This window comes from Sphingomonas sp. GW822-FHT03G08 (assembly GCF_058801135.1).
On record NZ_JBXAMZ010000001.1, the window covers coordinates 1,789,220 to 1,811,914 of the forward strand.

Consider the following 22,695-nt stretch of genomic DNA (forward strand, 5'->3'; position numbering starts at 1 on the left):
CGAGACGCACCGCGTTACCGAGAAAACAGGGAAAATAGCGCGCCAAAAACCCGCTCTTGGCCTGTACTTTGTGTACTTTCGCGAGTCGCAGCCACCGCGCTGTAGGACGCGGCTCACCCGATACTGGCAACCCGGAACACCGTGGGGTTCCCGCCCTCGCGCACCACCGTCCCGCTCGCAATATGGGACTTGCCTTCGCTCAGCCCGTCCAGCGCCGCACTGCCCTCGCCCACCGGCAGCATCACCCCATGAAACCCGGCCGGCCGCGCATACCATTGCCCGCCGATGCTCAGCAGCGTCGCCTGTGTATCTTCTGGCGCAGCGGAAATAGCCCTGTTCGGCTCGAATTGCGTTGCTATCGCTTCCGCCACCTCAGTCTCAACAGCGCGCTGGGCTGCTATCATTCGATCTAAGACCTCGGTCTGATCGGAGAGAATGAACCCGCCGCCGCTGCGCACCCGCTTCGGCGCGTCGAACAGCTGGTCGATCCGCTCGGCCTGCAGGCTCTCGATATAGATGATCGTGTTATTGTCGCCCTTCACATAGAGCTTGGCGTGCGAGGCCTGCTTGCGGACGATCGGCCCGGCGAGCGACGTCAGGAAGGTCCGCACCGAGGCCGAGATCTGCGCGACCTGCCCGCCGCTCGCGTTCATCACCGTCTCCAGCGCCACCGCCACGGTCTGCAGGAAGCCGCCGAACAGTGCGCGCTGGTCGTACAGGTCGAGCAAGGTCTTGCCGAGGTCAAACCAGGCATGGAGGCTGGCGATCTCCACCCGGATGATCTCCAGGCCATGGCGGTTCTGCCCGTCCCGCGTCTCCTGGGCGAAGGCATTGGCCAGCCGCTCGATCGCCGTGCCCGAGGTCCGCGCATCGGCTGCGTCGTAATAGCCGATCTCGAGCACCAGCACCGCATTGTCACGCACATCGTCGATCATCGCCGCAGGCTGGCCGAAAGCCCGGCGTGCCGCAAGCGCGCAGCCGGTCTTGACTTGGCTTCGCACCCGCAGCACGTCCGGGTTCGATCCTGCGACGAGGTACAGCATGACCACCCGCACCGGCGTCTATCCCGGCACCTTCGATCCCATCACGCTTGGCCATATGGACATCATCCGCCGCGGCGCGAAGCTGGTCGACCGGCTCGTCATCGGCGTCACCACCAACCCTTCGAAGAACCCGATGTTCAGCGTCGAGGAGCGGATGGAGATGGTGAAGCGCGAGGTCGAGGGGATCGCCGGCGAGATTCATGTCGTCAGCTTCGATTCGCTGCTGATGGACTTTGCCGAGCGCGAAGGCGCCGGCATGATCGTCCGCGGTCTGCGCGCCGTCGCCGACTTCGAATACGAATATCAGATGGCCGGCATGAACCAGCAGCTGAACAGCAAGATCGAGACGGTCTTCCTGATGGCCGATGTCTCGCTGCAGCCGATCGCCAGCCGGCTGGTCAAGGAGATCGCCCTCTATGGCGGCGACATCCGCAAGTTCGTGTCACCCGCGGTTAATGACGAGATGGTTACCCGGATCGCGACGATCGGTCGCAAAGGGAGTGGTTGAGCCCGCGCGATTGGGCTAGAGCGGCCAGTCGAGAATGGGTTTGGAGTGGGGAAGTTAATGCGTTTCGTTGCCGCGCTGGCCGCTTCGGCCTTGATGATGTTTGCCACCCCTGCCCTCGCCCAGGGCGGCGGCAAGGCCCCCAAGCCGGTCGCTGAGCCGCTCAAGGGCGTAAGCGCCGCGGATGTGAACAGCATCTATCCCGCTGTCGTCCCCGCCGATCCGGCCGAGACCTGGGTGCTCGACCTGTCGACCGGCGGCCGCGTGCTGATCCGCCTGCGTCCCGATGCTGCGCCCAAGATGGTCGAGCGCATCAAGACGCTTACCCGCCGCCACTTCTATGACGGCCTGAACTTCCATCGCGTCGTCGATGCCCCCTATTTCATGGCGCAGGGCGGCGATCCCAAGGGCGATGGCACCGGCGATTCGGACCTGCCCAACGTGCCGGCCGAGTTCAACAACCTGCCGCACGTCCGCGGCACCGTCGCCGCCGCCCGCCGCGGCGCGCCGGAAAACGCCACGCCCGAGCAGAAGACCGACGCGGAGAACAGCGCGAACAGCCAGTTCTACATCATGATGGCCCCGAAGCTCGCCTTCGACCACGATTATACCGTGTTCGGCCGCGTCACCGCCGGTATGGAGTGGATCGACAAGATCGAGCGCGGCGAGCCGCCGGCGAACCCGACCAAGATCGTCCACGCCTATATCCTTTCCGACAACCCGCCGCCTTATGCGAACCTTGCAGCCGACGCCCCCAAGGCGCTGCCGCCGGGCGAGGTGAAGGCGACGCTACCGCAATAATCCGGTGAACGTCGACCTTTTCGATTTCGAGCTGCCGAACGACCGTATCGCGCTGCGCCCCGCGGCCCCGCGCGACACGGCGCGTTTGCTCGTGCTCGACGGCCCCGAGGCCACGCGCGACCTCCATGTCCGCGACCTGCCCGGCCAGCTGCGCGCCGGCGATTGCCTGGTTTTCAACGACACCCGGGTGATCCCCGCCCAGCTCGAGGGCACAAGGGGCGAGGCGAAGATCGGCGCCACCCTCCACAAGCGCGAGGGACCGCGCCGCTGGCGCGCCTTCATCCGCAACGCCAAGCGGCTGCGCGACGGCGACACGGTCGATTTCGGCAATGGCGTGCTCGCCACCGCCGGCGACCGCGCCGAGGATGGCAGCTTCGCGCTCGATTTCCACGGCGACGAGCCGGTCGAGCTGCTGCTCGAGCGCTGCGGCCGCATGCCGCTGCCGCCCTATATCGCATCCAAGCGCCCGACCGACGCCCAGGACGCCGACGATTACCAGACGATGTTCGCCAACGAGCCGGGCGCCGTCGCCGCCCCCACCGCGGCGCTGCACTTCACGCCGGATCTGCTTGCTGCGCTCGCCGCCGCCGGGGTCGGCCACACCACGCTGACCCTCCATGTCGGCGCGGGCACCTTCCTGCCGGTCAAGGCCGAGGACACCGCGGACCACAAGATGCACGCCGAATGGGGCCGCATCGACCAGGCCACCGCAGACCACCTCAACGCCGTCCGCGCAAAGGGCGGCCGGGTGATCGCGGTCGGCACCACCAGCCTGCGCCTGATCGAGAGCGCCGCCGGCGACGACAAGATCATCCGCGCGTTCGAAGGCGACACCGCGATCTTCATCACCCCCGGCTACCGCTTCAAGGGAATCGACGGCCTGGTGACCAACTTCCACCTGCCGCGCTCGACGCTGTTCATGCTGGTTTCTGCCCTGATGGGGCTCGACCGGATGCAGGCTGCATATGCCCATGCCATCGCCGATCACTATCGCTTCTACAGCTACGGGGACGCCTCGCTGCTGTTGCCGTGAGGCGCCCCGTGCCGTGCCGCGTCAGAAACGCTGGCCGAACTTGATCCCGAAATATTGCGGCTTGGTCGGATAGAGCCGCGCATAGGGTGCGCAAAGGCTCGGCGCGCAGGTGATGTTCTTGCTCAGGATGCCCCGCTCGTCGAAGGCGTTCTGGATGAACGCCTCGATCGAGAAATTCGCGAAGCGGTAGCCGGCCGAGAAGTCGACCGTGGTGAACTGGTCCGTGTTGCCGAGCGCCGCATTGCCGTCCGGCGTCAGGTACGAGGTCGTGCCGCTCTGATGGTTCAGATTGCCCTGCAGGAAGGCTTTATCCGCGCCGAGCAGGAATTCGTAGCGCGCACCGAGGTTGAACTTGACCTTGGGGGTAACCGGCAGTCGCGTGCCCTTGGGCGCGAATACCTGGCCGCCATTGGCCGGATCGCAGCCATTGACCTGGTCGCAGAAGGGCTGGGTCAGCTTCGCATCGACATAGGTGCCCGAGCCGGTGAAGGTCAGCCCGCGCATCGGTGACCAGCTGATATCGCCCTCGAAGCCGCGCGAGCGCGCCTTGCCCGCATTCACCGTGTAGAAGATGCCGAGCACGCCGGGCAGGCTGTACTGGACGTCCTTCCACTCTTCCCAGAACAGCGCCGCGTTGAAGGTCAGGTGGCGATCGAACCAGCTCGTCTTCCAGCCGATCTCGTAGTTGATGAGCGTATCCGCCTTGTATGCCGGGATGTCCTGCAGCTGGCCGAGCGCGAACGCGTCACGGTTGTTGCCGCCCGGGCGGAAGCCGGTCGAGTAGGTGGCGTAGAGCAGCTTGTCCGGGCTCGGCTTCCAGGTGAGCGTCGCCTTGTGCGTCTCGCCGCGCTCGACATATTTCTTGTCGATGTTCGGACATTCCTGGACCGTGGTCCCCGTGCACCCGAACAGCGTGACCTGGCGATCGAACGCGCCATAGCCGCCCGAGAAGCCGTTCAGCGTGTTGTTGGCGATGAAGCCGCGGATGCCGGCGAGCAGCGTGAGGTTCGGCAGGATGTCGAACTCCGCCTCGCCGAACGCGGCATAGTCGCGGTCGACGCGGTGGATGGTGGTGAAATAGACATCGTCGGGGCCGCCGCCCGGCACCGGCGGGCTGAACGGGTTCACCGCGGTGCTGACGCCCGGCAGAATATATTCGGCGATGCGATCGTCGATCTGGTGCTGCGCGAACAGGCCGGCGGTCAGGCGGAAGCGGTTCTTCGCCGGCGAGCTGATCCGCAGCTCGTTCGCCCATTTCTTGTAGCGATCATAGCCGCGTACCGCCTGGCTGGGATCGATGTCCTGCCCCGATGCCGTCTTGTAGTAATTGTAATCGGCATAGGTGTCGTAGGCGACGCTGAAATAGGAATAGTCGGAGGTGTTGTCGACGACGCGGTGGAACCAGGAGCCGGTGTAGGTCAGGTCCCAGTTGCTGATCTGCCCCTTGATCGTCAGCGAGGCGAGATACCATTCGTCGCGATTGTGGCTCTCGATGAAATCGTGGTTCTTGAGGTCGCCGACGCGCGGATCGAACAGGAACTGGCCGCCCGCTTCCTGGTGCTGGTAGATGATGCCCGGCGTCACCGTCCAGCTGTCGGAAAGGTCGATACCGAGCGCGGCGCGGCCGCCATAGGTCTCGACGTCGTTATAGTCGTCCTTGACCAGGTCGTTGTTGTTGATGGTCAGCGGTGCGTCGACGACATTGCCCAGCCCGTCGGTGTGCGGGCGGTTATAGGTGCGCGTGCCCGGCGTGTTGTCGATATAGCCGCCTTCATGCTCGAAGAAGCCCGAGGCGCGGAAGGCGATCGTCTCGCTGATCGGGATGTTGATGAAGCCTTCGACCTGGCCGCCGAAATCGCCCTTGCCGAACTTGGATACCTGCACGTCATAGCCCGCCTCGAAGCCGGCGGTGCTCGGCTTGTTGGTGATGATGCGCAGCGTGCCCGACAGCGAGCTCGCGCCGTAGAGCGTGCCCTGCGGCCCCGCCAGCGCCTCGACCCGGGCCAGGTCATAGGCATGGAGATCGACCGAGCCATAGATGGTGGTCACCGGCACATCGTCGATATAGAGGCCGGCGCCCGGCAACGGCCCTGAGGCGAGACCGTCGCCGCCCGTCGCGATGCCGCGGAAATAGAGCTGCGAGGCACCCGGTCCGAACGACTGGTAGCTGACGCTCGGCAGCAGCTTCACATAGTCGTCGAAGCTGGAGACGTGGTTCTCCTCGAGCTTGGCCGGGCTCAAGGCAGTGATGCTGATCGGAACGTCCTGCAGACTGGCTTCGCGCTTGGTGGCGGTAACGACGATCTCGTTGGGATCGCGATAGCCCGTCGTGTCCTGTTTCTCCGGCGTTTCCGCCGGCGTGGACGGCGCTTGCTGCGCCGCAGCAACACCGCTGAATCCTGTGAGCATGGTACTTGCGAAAAGGAACTGCGCAACCCGCGTCGAACGCATAACGGCCTCCCCTTAGCTAAGATCGGGAAGGCTGTTATTACAAACCTGTGAAGTCAAGCAGGTGCTGAACTATGCGAATTAAGTTCGCGCTGCATTGCAAAAATGTCACGGTCGCGGAACGTCCGGATAGGCCGTGAGAACGGGCCCGAGCGCCCCCTCGATCGGGCCGAGCCAGGGCGCGAAATGCTGCCATTGCTCCATCCCCTCGCGGAAGATCGGGCGACGAACCTGCTCCGAGGAAGCGGTGCGCACCGCGCGCTCGGTCTTGTGGAAGTCCAGGCAGCCAGGCTCGAAGTCCAGCCCGGCAGCGGCGAGCAGCGCGCGCACCTGCGCCTCGGTGTCCTCGACCATGCGCTCATAGATCACCCGGTGGACTCGACCCGGCAGCGCCGCGTCGATCCCGGCCATCGCGCGGACATAGTCGGCATAATAGCGGCCGATCTCGGTCAGGTCGTAGGAGAAGGCCTGGCCATGCGCGAAATGCTGCTTGAACAGCGAGAAGCCGCAGCTGAGCGGATGGCGCCGCGCATCGATGATCGTCGCATTGGGCAGGATCAGCTGGATCAGCCCGGCATAGAGCCAGTTGTTCGGCATCTTGTCGACGAAGCGCGGGGTGCCCGCCTTGCGCTGCACCCGGGTGCGATCGAGATATTCCGCCCCCCAGGCGGCGGCGGTCTCCGCGTCGAGCTCGGCGAGCCCGCCCGGCCCCAGCCTTCCCGCGAGCATGGCGATGTCGGGCAGCTCCATCGTGCCTTCCACCTGGCTGTGGCTGGCGAGGATCTGCTCAACCAGCGTCGATCCGGCGCGCGGCAGCGAGACGACGAAGATCGGATCCCCGGCCTGGGACCCCCAGCCGGCCCGCGTAGCAAAGAACGCCGCATCCTGCGTCGCCAGCTGGCGATCGACCAGCGCGCTGGTCTCATCCGCATCATAATGGATCATCGCCCGGCGCAGACGATTGCCTTCGGCATAGTGTGCGAAGCTCCCGGCATAATGACCGGCATCCTCTTCCGCCTTGCCCAGCGCGAAATGGAGGTGAAAGCGGTCGTCATGGCTGATCGCATCGTCGGCCAGCGCACCGCGCATCGCATCGGCATCCGCAGCCGTGAAGCGATACGTCTTGAGGTTGGCGAGGCTCCACCAGCTGCCGCCCAGACCCGGTTCCAGCTCGATGCTGCGGCGATAGGCCTCGATGCTCTCGGCCTGCTCGCCCACCGTCTTCAGCGCATGGCCCAGGCTCATCCACACCTTGGCCTGGCGCGGATGCTCGGCAAGGATCGTGCGGTACAGCTCCACCGCCAGATCATAGTCGCCGCTGCGGCCCAGGATCGCCGCCTTGAGGATATCGTTGCTCGGATCCTCCGGCGCCTCGGCGATCAGCGAATCGATCTCGGCCAGCGCGTCCTCGGGCCGGCCATGCCGGTGGAGGACCAGCGCGAGATTATGCCGTGCCGCGGCGAAGCCCGGCGCCAGCTCGAGTGCGCGGCGCAGCAGGGTCTCGGCATCGCGCCAGCGCCCCAGCCGCCCGGCCAGCTCGGCCATCATCCGGATCGCGGCAACGTCAGTAGGCTGGGCATGGAGCCGGCCGCGCAATCGCATCTCGGCCCGGTCGAGCGCCCCCTGCGCCAGTGCCGCCGCCGCGTCGATCAGCTCGGGATCGGATACCGAGAGCGAGACCGCGCGAAGATGCGCCGCGCCGCCCGCGCCGGCATCCCCCGCCGCATGCCAGAGATTGCCGATCGCCCGCCACGCGCCGGGCTGGGGCGGATCAAGCGCTTCGGCCTGGCGCAGCGCGCGGGCGGCGGCATCGCGCTCTCCCGCTTCGATCGCCGCCTTCGCCGCATCCAGCCGCGCCCGCACTTCGCTCACACGCTTCCCCCGCCGAACCTGCACCGCGATCATGCGACGCACGGGCGTGGTCCGCAACGCCCCACCTTCGCCACGGATTGCGCCTTGGGTGGCAAGCGCGGTAGCGGTCCTCGTTATCGCGATTCGGAAGGGTTCCCATGCGTTTGTTGTTTGCGCTCGCGGCGTTGATCGCGACTCCCGCCTTTGCGCAGGCCGCCCATGCCCAGGATCGCGTCGGCATCCCGATGCCGCCGGCGAATACTGCCAACCCGATCGGCACCAGCACGCGCGAGCAGCCCGCCTTCACTGTGATCGCCGAGCCCGTGGCGATGATGATCGCCGCCTTCGACGCGGACGGTGACGGCAAGGTCACCCGCGCCGAATTCGATGCCGGCCTGAAACGCAGCTTCGATGCGATCGACACCCGCCACCAGGGCTGGCTCGGCTATATCGCCTATTCGGACTGGCAGGAGCGCTGGATGGGCGATCGCAACACCGTGCCCAGCCCCTTCGAAGTCGATCGCGACGGCGACAACAAGATCACCTTCGCCGAGATCGCCGAGCGCTTCGACCTGCTCTTCACTCGCTTCGATGCCGACAAGAACGGCGTGCTGGAGCGCAAAGAACTCGTCACCATCCGCCCGCAGATGCCGCCTCCCGGCGCAGGACGTGGAAAGAAGGGCCGCGGCCCGAACTGATGTCCTAGCATCACATGCAGCGACTTAGCTAAAGCGAGTCCATGGCCGCGCACGATCACAACCACAGCCACAACGGACATGCACATCACGGCCATGGGCACAGCCATGCGCCCGCGGATTTCGGCCGTGCCTTCGCCATCGGCACCGCGCTGAACCTCGCCTTCGTGCTGGTCGAGGGCGCGGCGGGCTTCCTGACCCATTCGATGGCGTTGCTGGCCGATGCCGGGCACAATCTGTCCGACGTGCTTGGCCTGCTGATCGCCTGGGGCGGTGCCGAACTGGCCAAGCGCCCCGCCTCGCCACGCTTCACCTATGGCCTGCGCGGCTCGTCGATCCTGGCGGCGCTCGCCAATGCTGTGCTGCTGTTCGTCGCAGTCGGCGCGATCCTGCTCGAGACGATCCAGCGCCTGTCCGAACCGCGCGACGTGCCGGGCATGACGGTGATGCTCGTCGCCGGCGCCGGCATCGTCGTCAACCTGGCGACCGCCCTGCTCTTCGCCAGCGGCCGCAAGGGCGACGTCAACATCCGCGGCGCCTATCTCCACATGGCGGCGGATGCCGCGGTCTCGGCCGGCGTGGTGATCGCCGGCGCGCTGATCCTGTTCACCGGCGCCGACTGGATCGACCCCGCGATCAGCCTGGTCATCGTGGGCGTGATCCTTTGGAGCAGCTGGGGGCTCTTCACCGAATCGCTGACCATGGCGCTGCAGGCCGTTCCCAAGGGCATCGATTCCGCCGCGGTCGAAGCCGCGCTCGCCTCGATGCCCGGCGTGACGCGCGTCCATGATCTCCATATCTGGCCGATGAGCACCACCGAGGCCGCGCTCACCGCACATCTCGTCATGCCGGACGGCCATCCCGGCGATGCTTTCCTGATCGCGCTGCAACATCGGCTGGCGCACGACTTCAGGATCGATCATACGACCGTTCAGATCGAATTGGGGGACGGGGCGGAATGTCGGATGCATGGGAGTGGACACGCGCATGAGTGACGCGTCGCCCATTCGGCTGGTCATCTTCGATTTCGACGGCACGCTTTCCGACAGCGGCGACTGGTTCCTGTCTGTCGTCGACGAGCTTGCGCGCAAGTTCCGCTTCCGCACGGTCGCGGAGCACGAAGTCGACATGCTGCGCAACAAGAGTTCGCGCGATGTGATCGAGTTCCTCGGCATCTCGAAGTGGAAGCTGCCGCTGATCGCCCGCCATGTGCGCCGCCTGGTCGGCCGCAATGCGCACCAGATCGAGCTGTTCCCGGGAACCCCCGACCTGCTCGAGCAGATCGCCGCCACCGGCGTGAAGATCGCACTGGTCACGTCGAACGCCGAAGCCAATGCGCGCAAGATCCTGGGCCCGGTCCATGCCGCCCGGATCGATTTCTTCGCCTGCGGCTCGTCACTGTTCGGCAAGGCACCCAAGTTCCGCCGCGTGCTCAGGAAGATGGGCGTGAAGCCGCACGAGGTGCTGGCGATCGGCGACGAGACCCGCGATGTCGATGCCGCCCGCGAAGTCGGCATGCGCGCCGGATCGGTACTGTGGGGCTATGCCGCCGAGGAGCTGCTCGCCGCGATGGAGCCCGACGTGATGTTCCGCACCCCGCAGGACATCATCGACTATGTGTCCGCCAGCCGCTGAGGCCCGTTTCGGTTGAACGCATTCCCCCGACCTGTAAGGTACGGACATGGAACGTTTGCGTTGGACCTGGATCTGGCTCCCCCCCTTCGCGGGTGCGCTGAGCCTCCTTTTCGGCAGCTCCTTCACGCTCCCGCCGCTGCTGCTCGGCACCGTGCTGATCGCCACCGTGCTGGCCGCCGTCCATCATGCCGAGCTGATCGCGCACAAGATGGGCGAGCCGTTCGGCACCTTCCTGCTCGCCCTCGCCGTCACGGTGATCGAGGTCGGGCTGATCCTCACCCTGATGCTGCAGGGCAAGGCCGGCGCCGAGACGCTGGCACGCGACACCGTATTCTCGGCGGTGATGATCATCCTCAACGGCCTGCTCGGCGCGTTCATCCTGTTCGGCGCGCTGCGCCACCATGAGCAGAGCTTCCAGCAGGTCGGCGTCAGCGCCTCGCTGGCGACGCTCTGCACGCTCACCGTGCTGACGCTGGTGCTGCCCAATTTCCTCGCGTCCGAGCACGGCCCCTATTACGCGCCGTCGCAGCTCGCCTTTGTCGCGATCGTGTCGCTGCTGCTCTACCTCACCTTCGTGATGGTGCAGACGGTGCGCCACCGGGGCTATTTCCTGCCGCCCGGCGGGGAAACCGAAGACCCCGAAGCGCATGCTCCGCCGCCCAGCGACAAGCAGACGGCGCTGTCGGGCGTGCTGCTCGTCGCCTGCCTGGTCGAGGTGGTGCTGCTCGCCAAGGCGCTGGCACCGGCGATCGAGGAAGGCGTCGCCTCGGCCGGCGCACCGCACGCCGTGGTCGGCGTAGTGATCGCCGCGCTGGTCCTGCTCCCGGAAAGTGTCGCCGCGGTGCGCGCCGCGATGGCCAACCGGCTGCAGACCAGCCTCAACCTCGCGCTCGGCTCCGCGCTGGCGACGATCGGCCTCACCATTCCGGCGGTGGCGATGCTGTCGCTGGTCCAGGACCTGCCCCTGGCGCTCGGCCTCGATTCCAAGGGCATCGTGCTGCTGTCGCTGACCCTGCTGGTGACCACCCAGTCGCTCGCCACTGCCCGCACCACGGTGCTGCAGGGCGTGGTGCACCTCGTCATCTTCGGGGTGTTCGTCTTTACTACCCTGGTCCCCTAGGCGCGCAAAAGGGACGCTTCCGTTTGCGTCTTCACCCCGGCCTTGAGCCGGGGTCCCGCTTCTTCTTCGGTGGCGCAGCGCCGGTTTCGTTGCACCGACATAGTTGACTCAATCAACTATGTCGGTGCAGATTGCCCGCATGGATCAGGCCATCGAACAATTCCGCGCCTTCAACCGGGCGCATACCCGCTTCGCGGCGGTGCTGGCGCCGCGCTACATGGACAGCGAGATGGGCGTGGCCGAAGCACGCCTCCTCTACGAGATCGCCGCGCGGCATCCGGTCCTCGCCACCGAATTGCAGGACGCGCTCGACCTCGATGCCGGCTATGTCAGCCGCGCGGTCAAGCGGTTCGAGGATCGCGGCTGGATCGCGCGCGAACGCGGCGAGGAGGATGCCCGCCAGCGCCCGATCGTCCTGCTACCCGCCGGCCGCACCGCCTTTGACGCGCTCGACGACACGACTCGCGCCCACAGCCGCCGCCAGCTCGAATCCCTCGGCCCCACCGCCGCCGCCACGCTCGGCCACCATCTCGCGGCGGCGCGCGCATTGATCGAAGGTGGGGCGGGAAGCTGGGAGATCCGCACGCTGCGCCCGGGCGACATGGGTGCGATCGCGAGCCGCCAGGCGATCCTCTATGCCGAAAATTATGGCTGGGAGCGTCCGATGGAGCTGCTGCTCAACGACGTGACCACCAGCTTCCTGCGCGACTTCCAGCCGGGCCGCGAGCAATGCTGGGTCGCCGAGCGCGGCGGTGAGATGCTCGGATCGGTGATGCTCGCCGATGGCGGCGACAGCGTTGCCAAGCTTCGCCTGCTCTATGTCGAAAGCCATGCCCGCGGCCTTGGCATCGGCGAAGCGCTGGTCCGTAGCTGCATCGAATTCGCGCGCCAGGCGGGCTATCAGCGGCTCGAGCTATGGACCCACACCATCCTCACCAGCGCCCGGCGCATCTATGCCGCGCATGGCTTCGAGCTGGTCAGCAGCGAAGTCCACACCCGGTTCGGCGAACCGCTGATGGGCGAGACCTGGTCGCTCGACCTCAGCCCAAATGCACCGCCAGCCACACCGTAGGCCGATCCTCGGCCGTCCAGGTCACCCAATGACGCTTCCCAGCGGCGATCAGCAGGTGATCGCCCGGGCGTAGCGTGACCGCCTCTCCCTCCTCGAGCCGCAGCCCGGCCACGCCTTCGAGCAGCAGCACCCATTCGTCCCAGTCCTGCACCATCGGCGCATCCTCGGGCGTCGCCTGCCCCTGCGAGACGATCCGCTCGATGCGGACGCCCGGACGGCGCAGCAGCTCGGTGAACACTTCGTCGGCGCTGGCATCGGGCAGGTCGGCGAGGAGGTTGCTGGTCATCCCCTCCCGTTGCGCTCCTCCGCCAAAGGGGGCAAGGCCCTGCGCATGTCCCGTTTCGAGTTCACCATCCACGCCACCGACGGCAAGGCGCGCCTTGGCACCATCGCCATGCAGCGCGGCGATATCCGCACGCCCGCCTTCATGCCGGTCGGCACCGCCGCCACCGTCAAGGCGATGAGGCCGCAGGACGTGCGCGCCGCCGGCGCCGACATCATCCTCGGCAACACCTATCACCTGATGCTGCGCCCCGGCGCCGAGCGCGTCGCCCGGCTCGGCGGCCTGCACAAGTTCATGCACTGGGATCGCCCGATCCTCACCGATTCGGGCGGCTATCAGGTGATGAGCCTGTCCGACCTGACCACCCGCAGCGAGGAAGGCGTCGCCTTCAAGTCGCACCTCGACGGCACCCGCCACATGCTTTCGCCGGAGCGCTCGATCGAGATCCAGCGCCTGCTCGGCAGTTCGATCACCATGGCGTTCGACGAGCTCGTCCCCACCACTTCGACCCGCGAAGTCCAGGCCGCTGCGATGGAGCGATCGATGCGCTGGGCGAAGCGCAGCCGCGACGCCTTCTTCGCCGCCGAGGAGCATGCCGAGCACAATGCGATCTTCGGCATCCAGCAGGGCGCACTCGACGAGGGGCTGCGCAAATACTCCGCCGACGCGCTGCTCGATGTCGGGTTCGACGGCTATGCCGTGGGCGGCCTCGCGGTTGGCGAGGGCCAGGAAGCGATGTTCGGCGTGCTCGACTATGCGCCCGGCCAGCTCGATGCGAGCAAGCCGCGTTACCTGATGGGCGTAGGCAAGCCCGACGACATCGTCGGCGCGGTCGAGCGCGGCATCGACATGTTCGATTGCGTGCTGCCCACCCGCTCGGGGCGTACCGGCCAGGCCTTCACCCGCACCGGCCCGATCAACATCCGCAACGCCAAGTTCGCCGAGGACCAGGGCCCGCTCGATCCCGCCTGCCCGTGCCCGGTCTGCGGCACCTGGAGCCGCGCCTATCTCCATCATCTCGTCCGCGCCGGCGAGATTCTCGGCGCGATGCTGATGACCGAGCACAATATCTGGTTCTACCAGGTGCTGATGCAGGACCTGCGCGAGGCCATTGGCGAAGGCCGGCTTACCGAGTTCGCCAACGGGTTCCGCGCTTCCTATTACAGCACCAAGGCCTAGGCTGGCCGCGGGAGGTTCGACATGGCCGAACATTGCTGCTCCGCGAAGGGAAAGGAACTTGAGCGCCTCGCCGTCCAGGCCGAGCAGCGCCGGGTGCTCACCATCGTGCTGGCGATCAACGCGACGATGTTCTTCCTCGAGTTCGGAGCCGGCGTGATCGCCGGCTCCGCGGCGCTGATGGCCGATGCGGTCGACATGCTCGGCGACGCGCTGGTCTATGGGCTCAGCCTCTATGCACTGGCCCGCAGCGACCGGTGGAAGGGTGGCGCGGCGTTGGCCAAGGGCGTGTTCATCCTCGCCTTCGGGATCGGCATCCTGATCGACATCGCGATCAAGCTGCGGAGCGGCATCCCGCCCTCCTCCACGCTGATGCTCGGCTTCGGTACGCTGGCGCTGGCCGCAAATCTGCTTTGCCTGCGGCTGCTGTGGCGCTTCCGCGCGCAGGACGTGAACATGGCCAGCACCTTCGAATGCTCACGCAACGACGTGGTGTCGAACATCGGTGTGCTGGTAGCGGCGGGCGGCGTTGCGATCTTTGCCTCGCCTTGGCCAGACATACTGGTGGGCGCAGCCATCGCTGCCCTTTTCCTGCGTTCGGCATTCGGCGTGATCCGCAGCGCGCTGCCAGTGCTGCGCACCTCACATGGTTAAAATTACCTTTACCATCAAGTGTTTCGCCATAGGACATGGGAAAATCCGGGGGCGCGGGGGGGCCCGAAATCGACTATAGCCACGCCCGGGCAAGGGGCCCGTACGGGGTTGGGCACGCGTGTTCTGGCGGCGTTTCTCGAAGATGCAGGCGCGGGGGATCGCAGCGGCAATCGTCGCGTCGCTGATCGGCGCAGGCTTCTCCGCCCAGGCGCTCGCCCCCGACACCAAGCCCAAGGCGGATCCCAAGCCGGTGGCCGTCGGCTATGAAGCCGAGGATCATTTCCCAGGCGCCGCCTTCTATTATGCCGTCGATGACGATGCCGCAGTGAGCGCGGGTACGACCGGCACTACCGCGCTTCCCGACATGCCGATCCCCGCCGATGCGCTCGACACACCGGTCGACGGATCGATCCAGCCCGCCCTGCCCTTCCACCTCGCCGGCAGCGGCGTGGACAAGGCGCGTGCGCTCCAATGCCTGACCACCGCGATCTATTACGAAGCCGCCAACGAGCCGAGCGACGGCCAGCGCGCGGTGGCGCAGGTTATCCTCAACCGCGTGCGCCACCCCGCCTTTCCAGCCACGGTGTGCGGCGTGGTGTTCCAGGGATCGGAGAAGCGCGGCTGCCAGTTCAGCTTCGCCTGTGACGGCGCCATGGCCCGCGCGCCGATGCGCTCGGCCTGGGACCGCGCCGCCAGGGTCGCCGCCGCCGCGCTTTCCGGCCAGGTGTTTGGCGCGGTGGGCGAGGCGACGCACTATCACACCTATGCCGTTACCCCGTCCTGGAACCGCAGCCTGGTGATGACCGGGGTGTTCGGCGCGCATTTCTTCCATCGCTGGAAGGGCTGGTGGGGCACCGCCGCCGCCTTCCGCCAGGCCTATCGGGGCGGCGAGCCCCTGCCCCAGCCGCATGCCCGGATCGACCTGGCCGATGCGATAGCACCGGTCGTACCGGTGCCTGCAATGGCAACGGCGCTGCCGGCCAAGCCATCCGCCCCGATCGCCACCCCGCGCGAGACGATCCAGCCGGCCTATGCCCAGAGCGGCACGCCGCTCGGCGGCTATGTGCCCAAGGCCGTGCCGAGCACATCGCCAATGGACCAGGGCGAGTCGCAGATCCTCGACAAGTGGAAGGACAGCGGCAAGCCGCTGCGCTGAGTGGGTGGACAACTCACCCTTCACCGTCATGCTGAACTTGGTTCAGCATCCAAACCTTCTCCGGCGATATCGTTCGTGGATAGTTGGACCCTGAAATAAGTTCAGGGTGACGCCAGGCCTTGATGGCCTCGGCTCTGAACATCGCCGCCGCTCCCCAAACGGCAACGGGCCCCGCCTTACGGCGGAGCCCGTCCTGTCAGGTTCCCCCCAGGGGGTCGGGAAGGGGAAGCCGCTAGCCTTTACCAGCGACGGCCGGGGCCGCGATGGTCGTTGCGATCGTGCTTCTCGATCCGGATGCGCGCCGAAAGCGCATCGAAGCGGCGGTCCAGGTCACGGCGCTCGGCCAGCGTCAGGCCGGGGCGCGAGCGGCGATACTGGGCCTCAAGCCGGTTCAGGCTGGCGAACTCGGCACGGAGGCGAGCCGCCTCGCTGCGGCTCAGCGCGCCCGAACGCACGCCCTGGTTGATACGGGCCTCGAGGTTCGCCTGGCGGCCATTGATCGACTGCCATGCCTGGAAGGCGGGCGCCGGATGCGGTGCGGCCATCGCGGCGGTCATCGGAACAGCCGAAACGGCGATGCCAAGGCCGGCGAGCATCAGGGTGAACTTCTTCATGTCTACGCTCCTCTTCAAAAACCGGGCCGTCCCTGCGGCCTGGAACCTTTATGGGGACCGCCTGTCGCATGCCTGTCCCGATCCCCGCGCTTTTGTGTCGCAAGCTGTCGCGCGGCCGCGGGTTCCGTTCAGGTTCGGGGAAGCGAGTCCCTCTCGCGGCGACCGGAGCGTCGGCGGAATCGATTGACGCGCCGGTCGCTTGCCCTAGATTCCTCGCAAGTATCTCGGGGGATTGGGATGTCGCTTTCGATTGCCGAACTGACGCTGGTCGAGCAGCGCGTAACCAACGACGCGCCCAGCATCGCGGTCGCCTATCTCTTCTGGCTGTTCCTGTGGTTCGTCAGTGCCCACCGCTTCTATCTGGGCCGACCGGTGTCGGCGATCCTCCAGATCCTGTCCTATTTCGTGGTGATCGGCTTCGTCTGGTTGCTGATCGACCTGTTCCTGATCCCTGGCATGATCCGCGAGAAGAAGGACGAGATCCGCCACGAGATGATGCGCCGGCTGGCTACGGCCTGACACCCGCGCGGCGTTGACGCGGCCAATATCTGCGATACTGCGCAGGCTTCCTGAGGGGGAAGCCACCACATGCCGTATCGCCATGCCCATTGGTATCTGCTTGCGATCTTTCCGCTAGCGGCGCTGGCCTTCTGGCCCGGCTATCTCTCAACGATCGGCACCGCGCCGCTGCAGATGCATGCACATGGCATCACCGCTACGCTGTGGCTGGCGCTGCTCGTCGCGCAGAGCTGGCTGATTCATTCCGGCAACAATGCACTGCACCGCACCCTGGGCGCGGCCAGCCTGGCGCTGTTCCCGCTGTTCCTGGCCGGCGGATCGATGATCTTCCTCGGCATGGCGCAGCGCTTCGCCGATCCGCCCTCGCCCTTCTACACCATGTACGCGCCCGGCCTGGCCTGGATCGACATGATCTCGGTCGCTGCCTTTGCCTGGTGCTATTATTCGGCGCTGCGCACCCGGCGGACCGTGCAGTTCCACGCGCGCTACATGCTGGCGACCGTGATCTTCCTGCTGCCGCCGATCCTCGGCCGTCTGGCCCCGATCCTGCCGCCGCTGTCGATCAACGGCCCTGCCGACTTCTGGAAGCTGGGCATCGGCTTCCAGCTCGGCAATGCGATCACCGCCGCGATCGCCTTCAGCCTGGCGCTCGGCAGCGCACGGCACGGCCATCCCTTCTTCGTCGCGGGGGCTGCGACCGTGCTGGGGGGCGTGTTATTCCAGTTCGTCGGCCCGATGGCGGCGTGGCGGCACCTGTTGGTGGAATTTGCCGTGCTGCCGCCCCTGCCGCTTGCGCTGGCGGCGGGGATTGCGGGGGTGAGCATTGCCGCGGCCGGCTGGATGGCCGGACGCGCACCGCATCTGCCGGAGGTTGCGGCCGCCTAGGCGGCGATCAGCCGCTCGGCCTGGGCGCGTGCCTCGTCGGTGATCTCGGCGCCCGACAGCATCCGCGCGATCTCCTCGCGGCGCTCCCCGGCACCCAGCGGCGTCACTCCGGTGCGGGTGACCGTCCCGTCATGGCTCTTGGCGATCAGGAGATGCTGCGCACCCCGTGCCGCCACCTGCGGGCTATGCGTCACCACCAGCACCTGCGCGGTATCTGCCAGCCGCGCCAGCCGCTCGCCGATCGCACTCGCCACCGCTCCGCCGACACCGCGATCGATCTCGTCGAAGATCAAAGTCCGCGCCCCGCCTTCCTCGGCCAGCGCCACCTTCATCGCCAGGATGAAGCGCGACAGCTCGCCGCCCGAAGCGATCTTGACCAAAGGTGCGAAGGGCGCGCCCGGGTTGGTCGATACTTCAAACTCGACCCGGTCCATGCCGAAGCTCGACCAGTTCGCCTCGTCCTGCGGCTCGACCATGGTGCGGAAGCGCGCTGCGTCGAGCTTTAGCGGCTTGAGTTCGGTCATCACCGCCGCATCGAGCCGCGCCGCGGCCAGCGCACGCTTGGCCGAGAGCGTCTTCGCGGCATCGGCATAGGCGGCGTGCGTCTCGTGCACCGCCGCTTCCAGCTTCGCGATCCCCGCTCCACCGCTCTGCACGCGGTCCAGTCGCCCGGCCAGTTCCTCGAGCAGGGCCGGCAGCGCATCCGGCTGCACCCGATGCTTGCGCGCCTGCCCGCGCAGCTCGAACAGCCGTGCTTCGTCTGCTTCCAGCGCGGCGGGATCATAGGCCAGCGCCTCGGCGGCGACGTCCACCCGGTCCTGCGCCTCGGCCGCCTCGGTGATCGCGCGGTCGATCGCGGCCAGCGCCTCGGCCAGTGCCTCATGGTCGCCGGCAATCCGCTCTAGCACCCGCGCCGCCTGGCGCAGCTGGCTCAGCCCGCCTTCGGAGCCATCGAGCAACTCGGCAATGCCCTGTAGCTCGCTGGCGATCTTCTCGCCGCGCTGCATCGAGGCACGCCGCTCGGCGAGCATTTCCTCCTCGCCTGCTTCGGGCGCCAGCGCGCGCAGCTCGCCCACGGCATGTTCGAGCCACTCACGGTCACGCTCGGCGACGTCCTGCTCGGCCCGCGCCACCGCCAGCGCCGCCTCGGCATCGCGCCACGCTTTGTGCGCGATCGCCACCGGGCCCACCTCGCAGCGCCCGAACGCATCGAGTAGCGCCCGGTGCCCGCGCGGATTCAACATGCCGCGGTCGTCATGCTGGCCATGGATCTCGACCAGATGCGGCGCCAGCTCGCGCAACAGCCCCGCCGAAGCCGGCTGGTCGTTGAGGAACGCCCGGCTGCCGCCATCCGCCTTGACGATACGCCGCACGATCAGCGGCTCGCCCGGCTCCAGCTCCAAGCCATTCTGGTGGAAGATATTGGCGACTTCGCCGTCCCGCGCCGGCGCCTCGAAGCTAGCCGTCACCACGGCTTGCGCAGCGCCGTTCCGCACCAGCCCGGTCTCGCCGCGCGCGCCGAGCGCCAGGCCCAACGCGTCGAGCAGGATCGACTTGCCCGCCCCGGTCTCGCCGGTGAGCACGCCAAGGCCGGCGCCGAACTCCAGGTCCAGCGCCTCGATCAGGACGACGTCGCGAATAGCCAGCGCAGTAAGCATGCGCCCGCTCCTATCGCAGGAACTTAACGAGAACGAAAGCCCCGAGCATCAGCTCGCGGGCTTGGTCGCCGCCTGGGCCTGCTGCACCTTGCCCTTGTTTTCCTGCATCAGCTTGTAGGCGTGGCTATACCAGTCGGTGCCCGGATAGTTGGCGCCGAGCACGGCCGCGGCCTTCTCGGCTTCCTCCGGCACACCGAGCGCCAGATAGCTCTCGGTCAGGCGCATCAGCGCCTCGGGCACGTGGGTAGTGGTCTGATACTGATCGACCACGGTGCGGAAGCGCAGCGTCGCCGAGAGCCACTGGCCACGCGTCTCGTAGAAGCGGCCGATCTCCATTTCCTTGCCGGCCAGGTGGTCGCGGACAAGGTCGATCTTCAGGCGCGCATCGGCGGCGTATTTGGTGTTCGGGTAGCGGCGGGTCAGCTCGCCCAGCGAATCGAGTGCCTGCTGCGTGATCTTCTGGTCGCGCTGCACGTCGCTGATCTGCTCGTAATAGCTCAGGCCGATCAGATAATAGGCGTAGGGCGCGTCGCGGTTGCCCGGATGCACCGCCAGGAAGCGCTGTGCCGACGAAATGGATTCGGTGTAGTCGCGGTTCAGATAATAGCTGAACGCGCCCATCAGCTGCGCGCGGCGCGCCCAGACCGAATAGGGGTGCTGACGCTCGACTTCGTCGAACAGCGCGGCGGCCAGCTTGTACTGGTGCTGGTCGAGCTTCTGCTTGGCGGTGGAATAGAGCGTGCCGACGTCGCGCGCGACATAGGGAAGGTCCTTGCCGCCACTCTTCTTGGCGCAACCGGCCATCGAGAGCGCGAGAACCGGAAGCAGGGAGAGCGCAAGCGCGCGAGTGGTGGAAGTACGCATGGGCGGGGGTCTTAGCGCGGTCCCGTGGCTTCAAACAATCCTTTTCGCGGCGTCATTGTGTCATTGCCGGAGCCACCCATAATCAGCAATTGCGGCGGGAGCCTCGAGGGGGCATGCGCGTTCCGATACAGAACCGTTTTTCACGAGGGAAATTGTGACCGCTACCCTGCTTGCCACCCATCGCGTCGAGAAGCCCTGGGGTCGCCACACCCTGTGGCCGGGCTTCGCCGATCCCGCCGCCGATGGCGAGCCGGTCGGCGAGATCTGGTTCCAGACGCCGGGCAACAGCGCGCCCGATCTGCTGATCAAATACCTGTTCACCAGCGAGAAGCTGTCGGTCCAGGTCCACCCGACCGACGAGCAGGCTCAGGCCGTGGGCCTGCCGCGTGGCAAGGACGAATGCTGGGTGATCCTGGCCGCCGAACCCGATTCGACGATCGCGCTGGGCACCAAGGCGCCGGTCGACCACGAGACGCTGCGCGCCGCCGCGCTCGACGGCTCGATCGAACACCTGCTCGACTGGAAGCCGGTCAAGGCCGGCGACTTCTTCTATTCGGGCTCGGGCACGATCCACGCGATCGGTGCAGGGATCACGCTGGTCGAGGTGCAGCAGAACAGCGAGACCACCTATCGCCTCTATGATTATGGCCGTCCGCGCGAGCTGCATCTCGACCAGGGCGTCGCCGTTTCGGATGCGGTGCCGTACGTGCCGCACCCGATGCCGGGCCGCGTGAGCGATGACCGCAATATCCTGGTCGAAGGCCCCAAGTTCGTGCTCGAGCGTTGGGAAGGCGGCCACCGCACCTTCACTGTACCCGAGGGCACCACCGGCTGGCTGATCCCGCTGCGCGGCGAAGGCGTCGTCGACGGCGTGGCGTTCGAGGCCGGCCAGTGCCTCACGGTAGAGGGCAGCGCCGATCTCCACGCCGAGGTCGGCAGCGACCTGCTCTTCGCCTATCCGGGCGAAACGCGCATCTGATCCATGGCTCCCGCGTGAACGGGAAGTAGTTTCCCGTTCACGCAACCGCTCTCCGCCCGGCACGTTGGTTGCCCGGGAAAACAAGGAGAGATTCCATGCGTATCCTTTTCGCCGCCGCGGTTGCCGCGGCCGCCCTCGCGACGCCTGCCGCCGCCCAGGGCTGGAACGAGCGCGAGGCGCGCGCCGATTGCCGCCACGACCTGCGCAATTCGGACAGCCGGGGCGAGTATCGCCGCGAGCTGCGCGACTGCCGCCGCGACATCAATAATGCCCAGCGTCGCGACGATCGCGAATGGCGCCGCGATTATCGTCGCTATCGCAACTACGACTATAACCGCCTGCCCCCAGGCGAGCGCTATTACAACCCGGGCGACTATTATCGCGACGGCCGCTATTATCGCGAGCGCCGCCTGAGCCGGAACGACCGCATCTATCGCGGCAATGACGGGCGTTACTATTGCCGCCGCTCGGATGGCACGACCGGCCTGATCGTGGGCGGCGTCGCCGGCGGTCTGCTCGGTAACGCGCTGTCGAACGGCCGCAACGCCACGCTCGGCACGCTGCTCGGCGCGGCCGCGGGTGCAGCGCTCGGCTCGTCGGTCGACCGCGGCGAGGTTCGCTGCCGCTAAGCAACGTGCTTGCCACGCAGGCAGAGAGGGGCCCGGTGGAAACGCCGGGCCCTTTTGCGTGCTCCCTCGTCACCCCGGCCTTGTGCCGGGGTCCACCGGGAGGCGAATGCCGGCCAAGAAGCTGGAACGCAGGACACGAGGCACCGTGGATCCCGGCACAAGGCCGGGGTGACGGATGGAGCGAAGGCCCGCGCCTCCCGCCTCTACGAAATCAGAAGATGAAGCCGCCCAGCCAGAGGCGAAGGAAGCCGACGCCGGCCACGACGATGTTGAGGTTGCGCCCCGAATTCGAGTCCGAAAGCGCGCCAAGCGCCAGTCCGACCACGGCGATCGGAATCACCAGATAGTTGAGCCACCCGAGCAGCGGAATCAGGGCGATCAGCATCAGCGGCAGGGCAATGATGCCCACGAGGATCGAGAGCAGGTTCAGCATGTGCGAAGCTATACCCTATCGCGAGTGTGTTATCAACATACAACAGTCAGGCAGCAAGCGGGATCAGGATCTCCGTCCTGCGCAGCACCGCCGGGGTGAAGGGCGAGTTGTAGAAGGCATGTTCCACCGGCCCCGCCGCGCTCAGCCCGTTGCGCCCGATCCAGGCGCGAAGCTCGGCCTCATGCGCATCGAACGCGCCTTCGCTGTCCACCCCGGCAAAGCGCAATGCGGCGATACGCCGGGCAGGCAGCTTGCGCAGCCGGACGCCAGCCTCCGGATCGGGCAGGCTCTCGATCGCCACATCAGCGGGCATCAGGAAACGCGTGCGCCATCCGCGCCCGTCCTCGTCGCCATCGGAGAGCACCGGCACGGTCATCGGCAGCCGACCGCCACCGCGGTCCTTGCCGAACACATAATCGGCCAGCCGGGTGAAGCCGACCGACAGCGCCGCCTGGCGGAGCCCCGGCACCACCACTTCGGCGACAAGCAGGCCAGGATAGTCGCGTACGCTGATCGCGCCGTCGCGCGTCACGGTGCTGAACCGGGCTTCTTCCTCAGGCTTGTGGAGCAGCACATATCCGACACCGGCAGCAACGGCGGCGGCCACGCCGGCGCCGATCATCTTCGCGTTGAGCTGCATGC

The 22,695-nt window shown here is 66.9% G+C and carries 24 protein-coding genes; 15 read left to right on the forward strand and 9 right to left on the reverse strand.

The annotated features are described in order from the left end of the window. Positions 1–113: 113 nt before the first annotated feature. Positions 114–1,055 carry a hypothetical protein gene (locus tag AC1RJ5_RS08100; RefSeq protein ID WP_493112668.1) on the reverse strand — a complete coding sequence of 314 codons (942 nt, stop codon included), beginning with the start codon at positions 1,053–1,055 and terminating at the stop codon, positions 114–116. Between AC1RJ5_RS08100 and coaD the strand changes: the two genes are divergently transcribed. The 3 genes from coaD to queA are packed head-to-tail and all read left to right on the forward strand — an operon-like array spanning position 1,042 to position 3,382. After that, positions 1,042–1,551 (forward strand): pantetheine-phosphate adenylyltransferase, encoded by a 510-nt coding sequence (gene coaD, locus AC1RJ5_RS08105; RefSeq protein ID WP_269574345.1) that lies wholly within the window; start codon positions 1,042–1,044, stop codon positions 1,549–1,551. The two genes, AC1RJ5_RS08100 and coaD, sit on opposite strands and share 14 nt — an antisense overlap. Positions 1,552–1,608: 57 nt before the next feature. Then, positions 1,609–2,349, forward strand: coding sequence for a peptidylprolyl isomerase (locus AC1RJ5_RS08110; RefSeq protein ID WP_493112671.1), 741 nt, complete (start codon positions 1,609–1,611; stop codon positions 2,347–2,349). Between the two features lie 4 nt (positions 2,350–2,353). Further along, the gene (queA, locus tag AC1RJ5_RS08115; protein WP_342250844.1) at positions 2,354–3,382 is read left to right on the forward strand and encodes a tRNA preQ1(34) S-adenosylmethionine ribosyltransferase-isomerase QueA; all 1,029 of its coding nucleotides are present in this window, start codon (positions 2,354–2,356) and stop codon (positions 3,380–3,382) included. A 21-nt stretch (positions 3,383–3,403) separates the two neighbouring features. Here the strand turns inward: queA and AC1RJ5_RS08120 are convergent, their stop codons facing one another. Both AC1RJ5_RS08120 and AC1RJ5_RS08125 read right to left on the reverse strand, forming a co-directional pair. Continuing rightward, the gene (locus AC1RJ5_RS08120) at positions 3,404–5,791 is read right to left on the reverse strand and encodes a TonB-dependent receptor (RefSeq protein WP_493112674.1); all 2,388 of its coding nucleotides are present in this window, start codon (positions 5,789–5,791) and stop codon (positions 3,404–3,406) included. Positions 5,792–5,938: 147 nt separating this feature from the next. Beyond that, on the reverse strand, positions 5,939–7,735 hold the full coding sequence (locus tag AC1RJ5_RS08125; RefSeq protein ID WP_493114657.1) for a sulfotransferase family protein: 1,797 nt from the start codon (positions 7,733–7,735) through the stop codon (positions 5,939–5,941). Positions 7,736–7,839: 104 nt separating this feature from the next. Between AC1RJ5_RS08125 and AC1RJ5_RS08130 the strand changes: the two genes are divergently transcribed. From AC1RJ5_RS08130 to AC1RJ5_RS08150, 5 genes are all read left to right on the forward strand, one after another. Further along, positions 7,840–8,379, forward strand: coding sequence for an EF-hand domain-containing protein (locus AC1RJ5_RS08130; protein ID WP_184170125.1), 540 nt, complete (start codon positions 7,840–7,842; stop codon positions 8,377–8,379). Between the two features lie 41 nt (positions 8,380–8,420). Further along, positions 8,421–9,371: a cation diffusion facilitator family transporter gene (locus tag AC1RJ5_RS08135; protein WP_269574341.1), complete on the forward strand. Its 951-nt coding sequence runs from the start codon at positions 8,421–8,423 to the stop codon at positions 9,369–9,371. Beyond that, complete coding sequence (locus tag AC1RJ5_RS08140) at positions 9,364–10,011, forward strand: HAD hydrolase-like protein (protein WP_269574340.1); 648 nt, start codon at positions 9,364–9,366, stop codon at positions 10,009–10,011. The genes AC1RJ5_RS08135 and AC1RJ5_RS08140 overlap by 8 nt, the downstream gene beginning before the upstream one ends. A 46-nt stretch (positions 10,012–10,057) precedes the next feature. Further along, positions 10,058–11,131 carry a calcium:cation antiporter gene (locus tag AC1RJ5_RS08145; RefSeq protein WP_269574339.1) on the forward strand — a complete coding sequence of 358 codons (1,074 nt, stop codon included), beginning with the start codon at positions 10,058–10,060 and terminating at the stop codon, positions 11,129–11,131. 139 nt (positions 11,132–11,270) lie between these two features. Next, positions 11,271–12,203, forward strand: a complete 933-nt coding sequence (locus AC1RJ5_RS08150; protein WP_493112677.1) for a bifunctional helix-turn-helix transcriptional regulator/GNAT family N-acetyltransferase — start codon at positions 11,271–11,273, stop codon at positions 12,201–12,203. Here the strand turns inward: AC1RJ5_RS08150 and AC1RJ5_RS08155 are convergent. Next, positions 12,172–12,489, reverse strand: a complete 318-nt coding sequence (locus AC1RJ5_RS08155) for a cupin domain-containing protein (RefSeq protein ID WP_269574337.1) — start codon at positions 12,487–12,489, stop codon at positions 12,172–12,174. The genes AC1RJ5_RS08150 and AC1RJ5_RS08155 overlap by 32 nt on opposite strands. A gap of 45 nt (positions 12,490–12,534) precedes the next feature. Here AC1RJ5_RS08155 and tgt point away from each other — a divergent pair, with 45 nt between their 5' ends. The 3 genes from tgt (at position 12,535) to AC1RJ5_RS08170 (ending at position 15,472) form a co-directional block, all read left to right on the forward strand. Beyond that, positions 12,535–13,665: a tRNA guanosine(34) transglycosylase Tgt gene (gene tgt / locus AC1RJ5_RS08160; protein WP_493112679.1), complete on the forward strand. Its 1,131-nt coding sequence runs from the start codon at positions 12,535–12,537 to the stop codon at positions 13,663–13,665. Positions 13,666–13,686: 21 nt separating this feature from the next. Further along, positions 13,687–14,316: a cation efflux transmembrane domain-containing protein gene (locus AC1RJ5_RS08165; protein ID WP_269574335.1), complete on the forward strand. Its 630-nt coding sequence runs from the start codon at positions 13,687–13,689 to the stop codon at positions 14,314–14,316. A 118-nt stretch (positions 14,317–14,434) separates the two neighbouring features. Next, positions 14,435–15,472 carry a cell wall hydrolase gene (locus tag AC1RJ5_RS08170; RefSeq protein WP_493112681.1) on the forward strand — a complete coding sequence of 346 codons (1,038 nt, stop codon included), beginning with the start codon at positions 14,435–14,437 and terminating at the stop codon, positions 15,470–15,472. A gap of 239 nt (positions 15,473–15,711) precedes the next feature. On the opposite strand, the gene AC1RJ5_RS08175 is transcribed toward AC1RJ5_RS08170, so the two are convergent. After that, entirely contained in the window at positions 15,712–16,086 is a 375-nt protein-coding gene (locus AC1RJ5_RS08175) for a hypothetical protein (RefSeq protein WP_269574333.1), read from the reverse strand. 237 nt (positions 16,087–16,323) lie between these two features. Here AC1RJ5_RS08175 and AC1RJ5_RS08180 point away from each other — a divergent pair, with 237 nt between their 5' ends. Together AC1RJ5_RS08180 and AC1RJ5_RS08185 are read left to right on the forward strand one after the other, a co-directional pair. Further along, entirely contained in the window at positions 16,324–16,605 is a 282-nt protein-coding gene (locus AC1RJ5_RS08180) for a TM2 domain-containing protein (protein WP_184170153.1), read from the forward strand. A 69-nt stretch (positions 16,606–16,674) separates the two neighbouring features. After that, positions 16,675–17,490 carry a hypothetical protein gene (locus AC1RJ5_RS08185; RefSeq protein WP_493112684.1) on the forward strand — a complete coding sequence of 272 codons (816 nt, stop codon included), beginning with the start codon at positions 16,675–16,677 and terminating at the stop codon, positions 17,488–17,490. On the opposite strand, the gene recN is transcribed toward AC1RJ5_RS08185, so the two are convergent. Both recN and AC1RJ5_RS08195 read right to left on the reverse strand, forming a co-directional pair. Continuing rightward, entirely contained in the window at positions 17,487–19,148 is a 1,662-nt protein-coding gene (gene recN / locus AC1RJ5_RS08190) for a DNA repair protein RecN (RefSeq protein WP_493112686.1), read from the reverse strand. The genes AC1RJ5_RS08185 and recN overlap by 4 nt on opposite strands. A 48-nt stretch (positions 19,149–19,196) precedes the next feature. Beyond that, positions 19,197–20,012: an outer membrane protein assembly factor BamD gene (locus tag AC1RJ5_RS08195; RefSeq protein WP_184170162.1), complete on the reverse strand. Its 816-nt coding sequence runs from the start codon at positions 20,010–20,012 to the stop codon at positions 19,197–19,199. 154 nt (positions 20,013–20,166) lie between these two features. Between AC1RJ5_RS08195 and AC1RJ5_RS08200 the strand changes: the two genes are divergently transcribed. Both AC1RJ5_RS08200 and AC1RJ5_RS08205 read left to right on the forward strand, forming a co-directional pair. Beyond that, on the forward strand, positions 20,167–20,991 hold the full coding sequence (locus AC1RJ5_RS08200; protein WP_342250852.1) for a class I mannose-6-phosphate isomerase: 825 nt from the start codon (positions 20,167–20,169) through the stop codon (positions 20,989–20,991). 95 nt (positions 20,992–21,086) lie between these two features. Then, positions 21,087–21,620 (forward strand): glycine zipper 2TM domain-containing protein, encoded by a 534-nt coding sequence (locus tag AC1RJ5_RS08205; RefSeq protein ID WP_269574329.1) that lies wholly within the window; start codon positions 21,087–21,089, stop codon positions 21,618–21,620. 211 nt (positions 21,621–21,831) lie between these two features. Here AC1RJ5_RS08205 and AC1RJ5_RS08210 read toward each other — a convergent pair whose 3' ends face one another. Both AC1RJ5_RS08210 and AC1RJ5_RS08215 read right to left on the reverse strand, forming a co-directional pair. Beyond that, positions 21,832–22,053, reverse strand: a complete 222-nt coding sequence (locus AC1RJ5_RS08210) for a hypothetical protein (RefSeq protein WP_269574328.1) — start codon at positions 22,051–22,053, stop codon at positions 21,832–21,834. Between the two features lie 46 nt (positions 22,054–22,099). Further along, positions 22,100–22,693, reverse strand: coding sequence for an SOUL family heme-binding protein (locus tag AC1RJ5_RS08215; protein ID WP_184170171.1), 594 nt, complete (start codon positions 22,691–22,693; stop codon positions 22,100–22,102). Between the last annotated feature and the right edge of the window lie 2 nt (positions 22,694–22,695).

Coding starts and splice junctions, on each gene's coding strand:
- AC1RJ5_RS08140 (WP_269574340.1), top strand. CDS start 9,364: ATGAGTGACGCGTCGCCCATTCGGCTGGTCATCTTCGATTTCGACGGC.
- recN (WP_493112686.1), bottom strand. CDS start 19,148: ATGCTTACTGCGCTGGCTATTCGCGACGTCGTCCTGATCGAGGCGCTG.
- AC1RJ5_RS08210 (WP_269574328.1), bottom strand. CDS start 22,053: ATGCTGAACCTGCTCTCGATCCTCGTGGGCATCATTGCCCTGCCGCTG.
- AC1RJ5_RS08195 (WP_184170162.1), bottom strand. CDS start 20,012: ATGCGTACTTCCACCACTCGCGCGCTTGCGCTCTCCCTGCTTCCGGTT.
- AC1RJ5_RS08185 (WP_493112684.1), top strand. CDS start 16,675: ATGCCGTATCGCCATGCCCATTGGTATCTGCTTGCGATCTTTCCGCTA.
- tgt (WP_493112679.1), top strand. CDS start 12,535: ATGTCCCGTTTCGAGTTCACCATCCACGCCACCGACGGCAAGGCGCGC.
- AC1RJ5_RS08125 (WP_493114657.1), bottom strand. CDS start 7,735: ATGATCGCGGTGCAGGTTCGGCGGGGGAAGCGTGTGAGCGAAGTGCGG.
- AC1RJ5_RS08145 (WP_269574339.1), top strand. CDS start 10,058: ATGGAACGTTTGCGTTGGACCTGGATCTGGCTCCCCCCCTTCGCGGGT.
- AC1RJ5_RS08120 (WP_493112674.1), bottom strand. CDS start 5,791: ATGCTCACAGGATTCAGCGGTGTTGCTGCGGCGCAGCAAGCGCCGTCC.
- AC1RJ5_RS08155 (WP_269574337.1), bottom strand. CDS start 12,489: ATGACCAGCAACCTCCTCGCCGACCTGCCCGATGCCAGCGCCGACGAA.
- AC1RJ5_RS08180 (WP_184170153.1), top strand. CDS start 16,324: ATGTCGCTTTCGATTGCCGAACTGACGCTGGTCGAGCAGCGCGTAACC.
- AC1RJ5_RS08205 (WP_269574329.1), top strand. CDS start 21,087: ATGCGTATCCTTTTCGCCGCCGCGGTTGCCGCGGCCGCCCTCGCGACG.
- AC1RJ5_RS08130 (WP_184170125.1), top strand. CDS start 7,840: ATGCGTTTGTTGTTTGCGCTCGCGGCGTTGATCGCGACTCCCGCCTTT.
- AC1RJ5_RS08110 (WP_493112671.1), top strand. CDS start 1,609: ATGCGTTTCGTTGCCGCGCTGGCCGCTTCGGCCTTGATGATGTTTGCC.
- AC1RJ5_RS08150 (WP_493112677.1), top strand. CDS start 11,271: ATGGATCAGGCCATCGAACAATTCCGCGCCTTCAACCGGGCGCATACC.
- AC1RJ5_RS08175 (WP_269574333.1), bottom strand. CDS start 16,086: ATGAAGAAGTTCACCCTGATGCTCGCCGGCCTTGGCATCGCCGTTTCG.
- AC1RJ5_RS08215 (WP_184170171.1), bottom strand. CDS start 22,693: ATGCAGCTCAACGCGAAGATGATCGGCGCCGGCGTGGCCGCCGCCGTT.
- coaD (WP_269574345.1), top strand. CDS start 1,042: ATGACCACCCGCACCGGCGTCTATCCCGGCACCTTCGATCCCATCACG.
- AC1RJ5_RS08135 (WP_269574341.1), top strand. CDS start 8,421: ATGGCCGCGCACGATCACAACCACAGCCACAACGGACATGCACATCAC.
- AC1RJ5_RS08165 (WP_269574335.1), top strand. CDS start 13,687: ATGGCCGAACATTGCTGCTCCGCGAAGGGAAAGGAACTTGAGCGCCTC.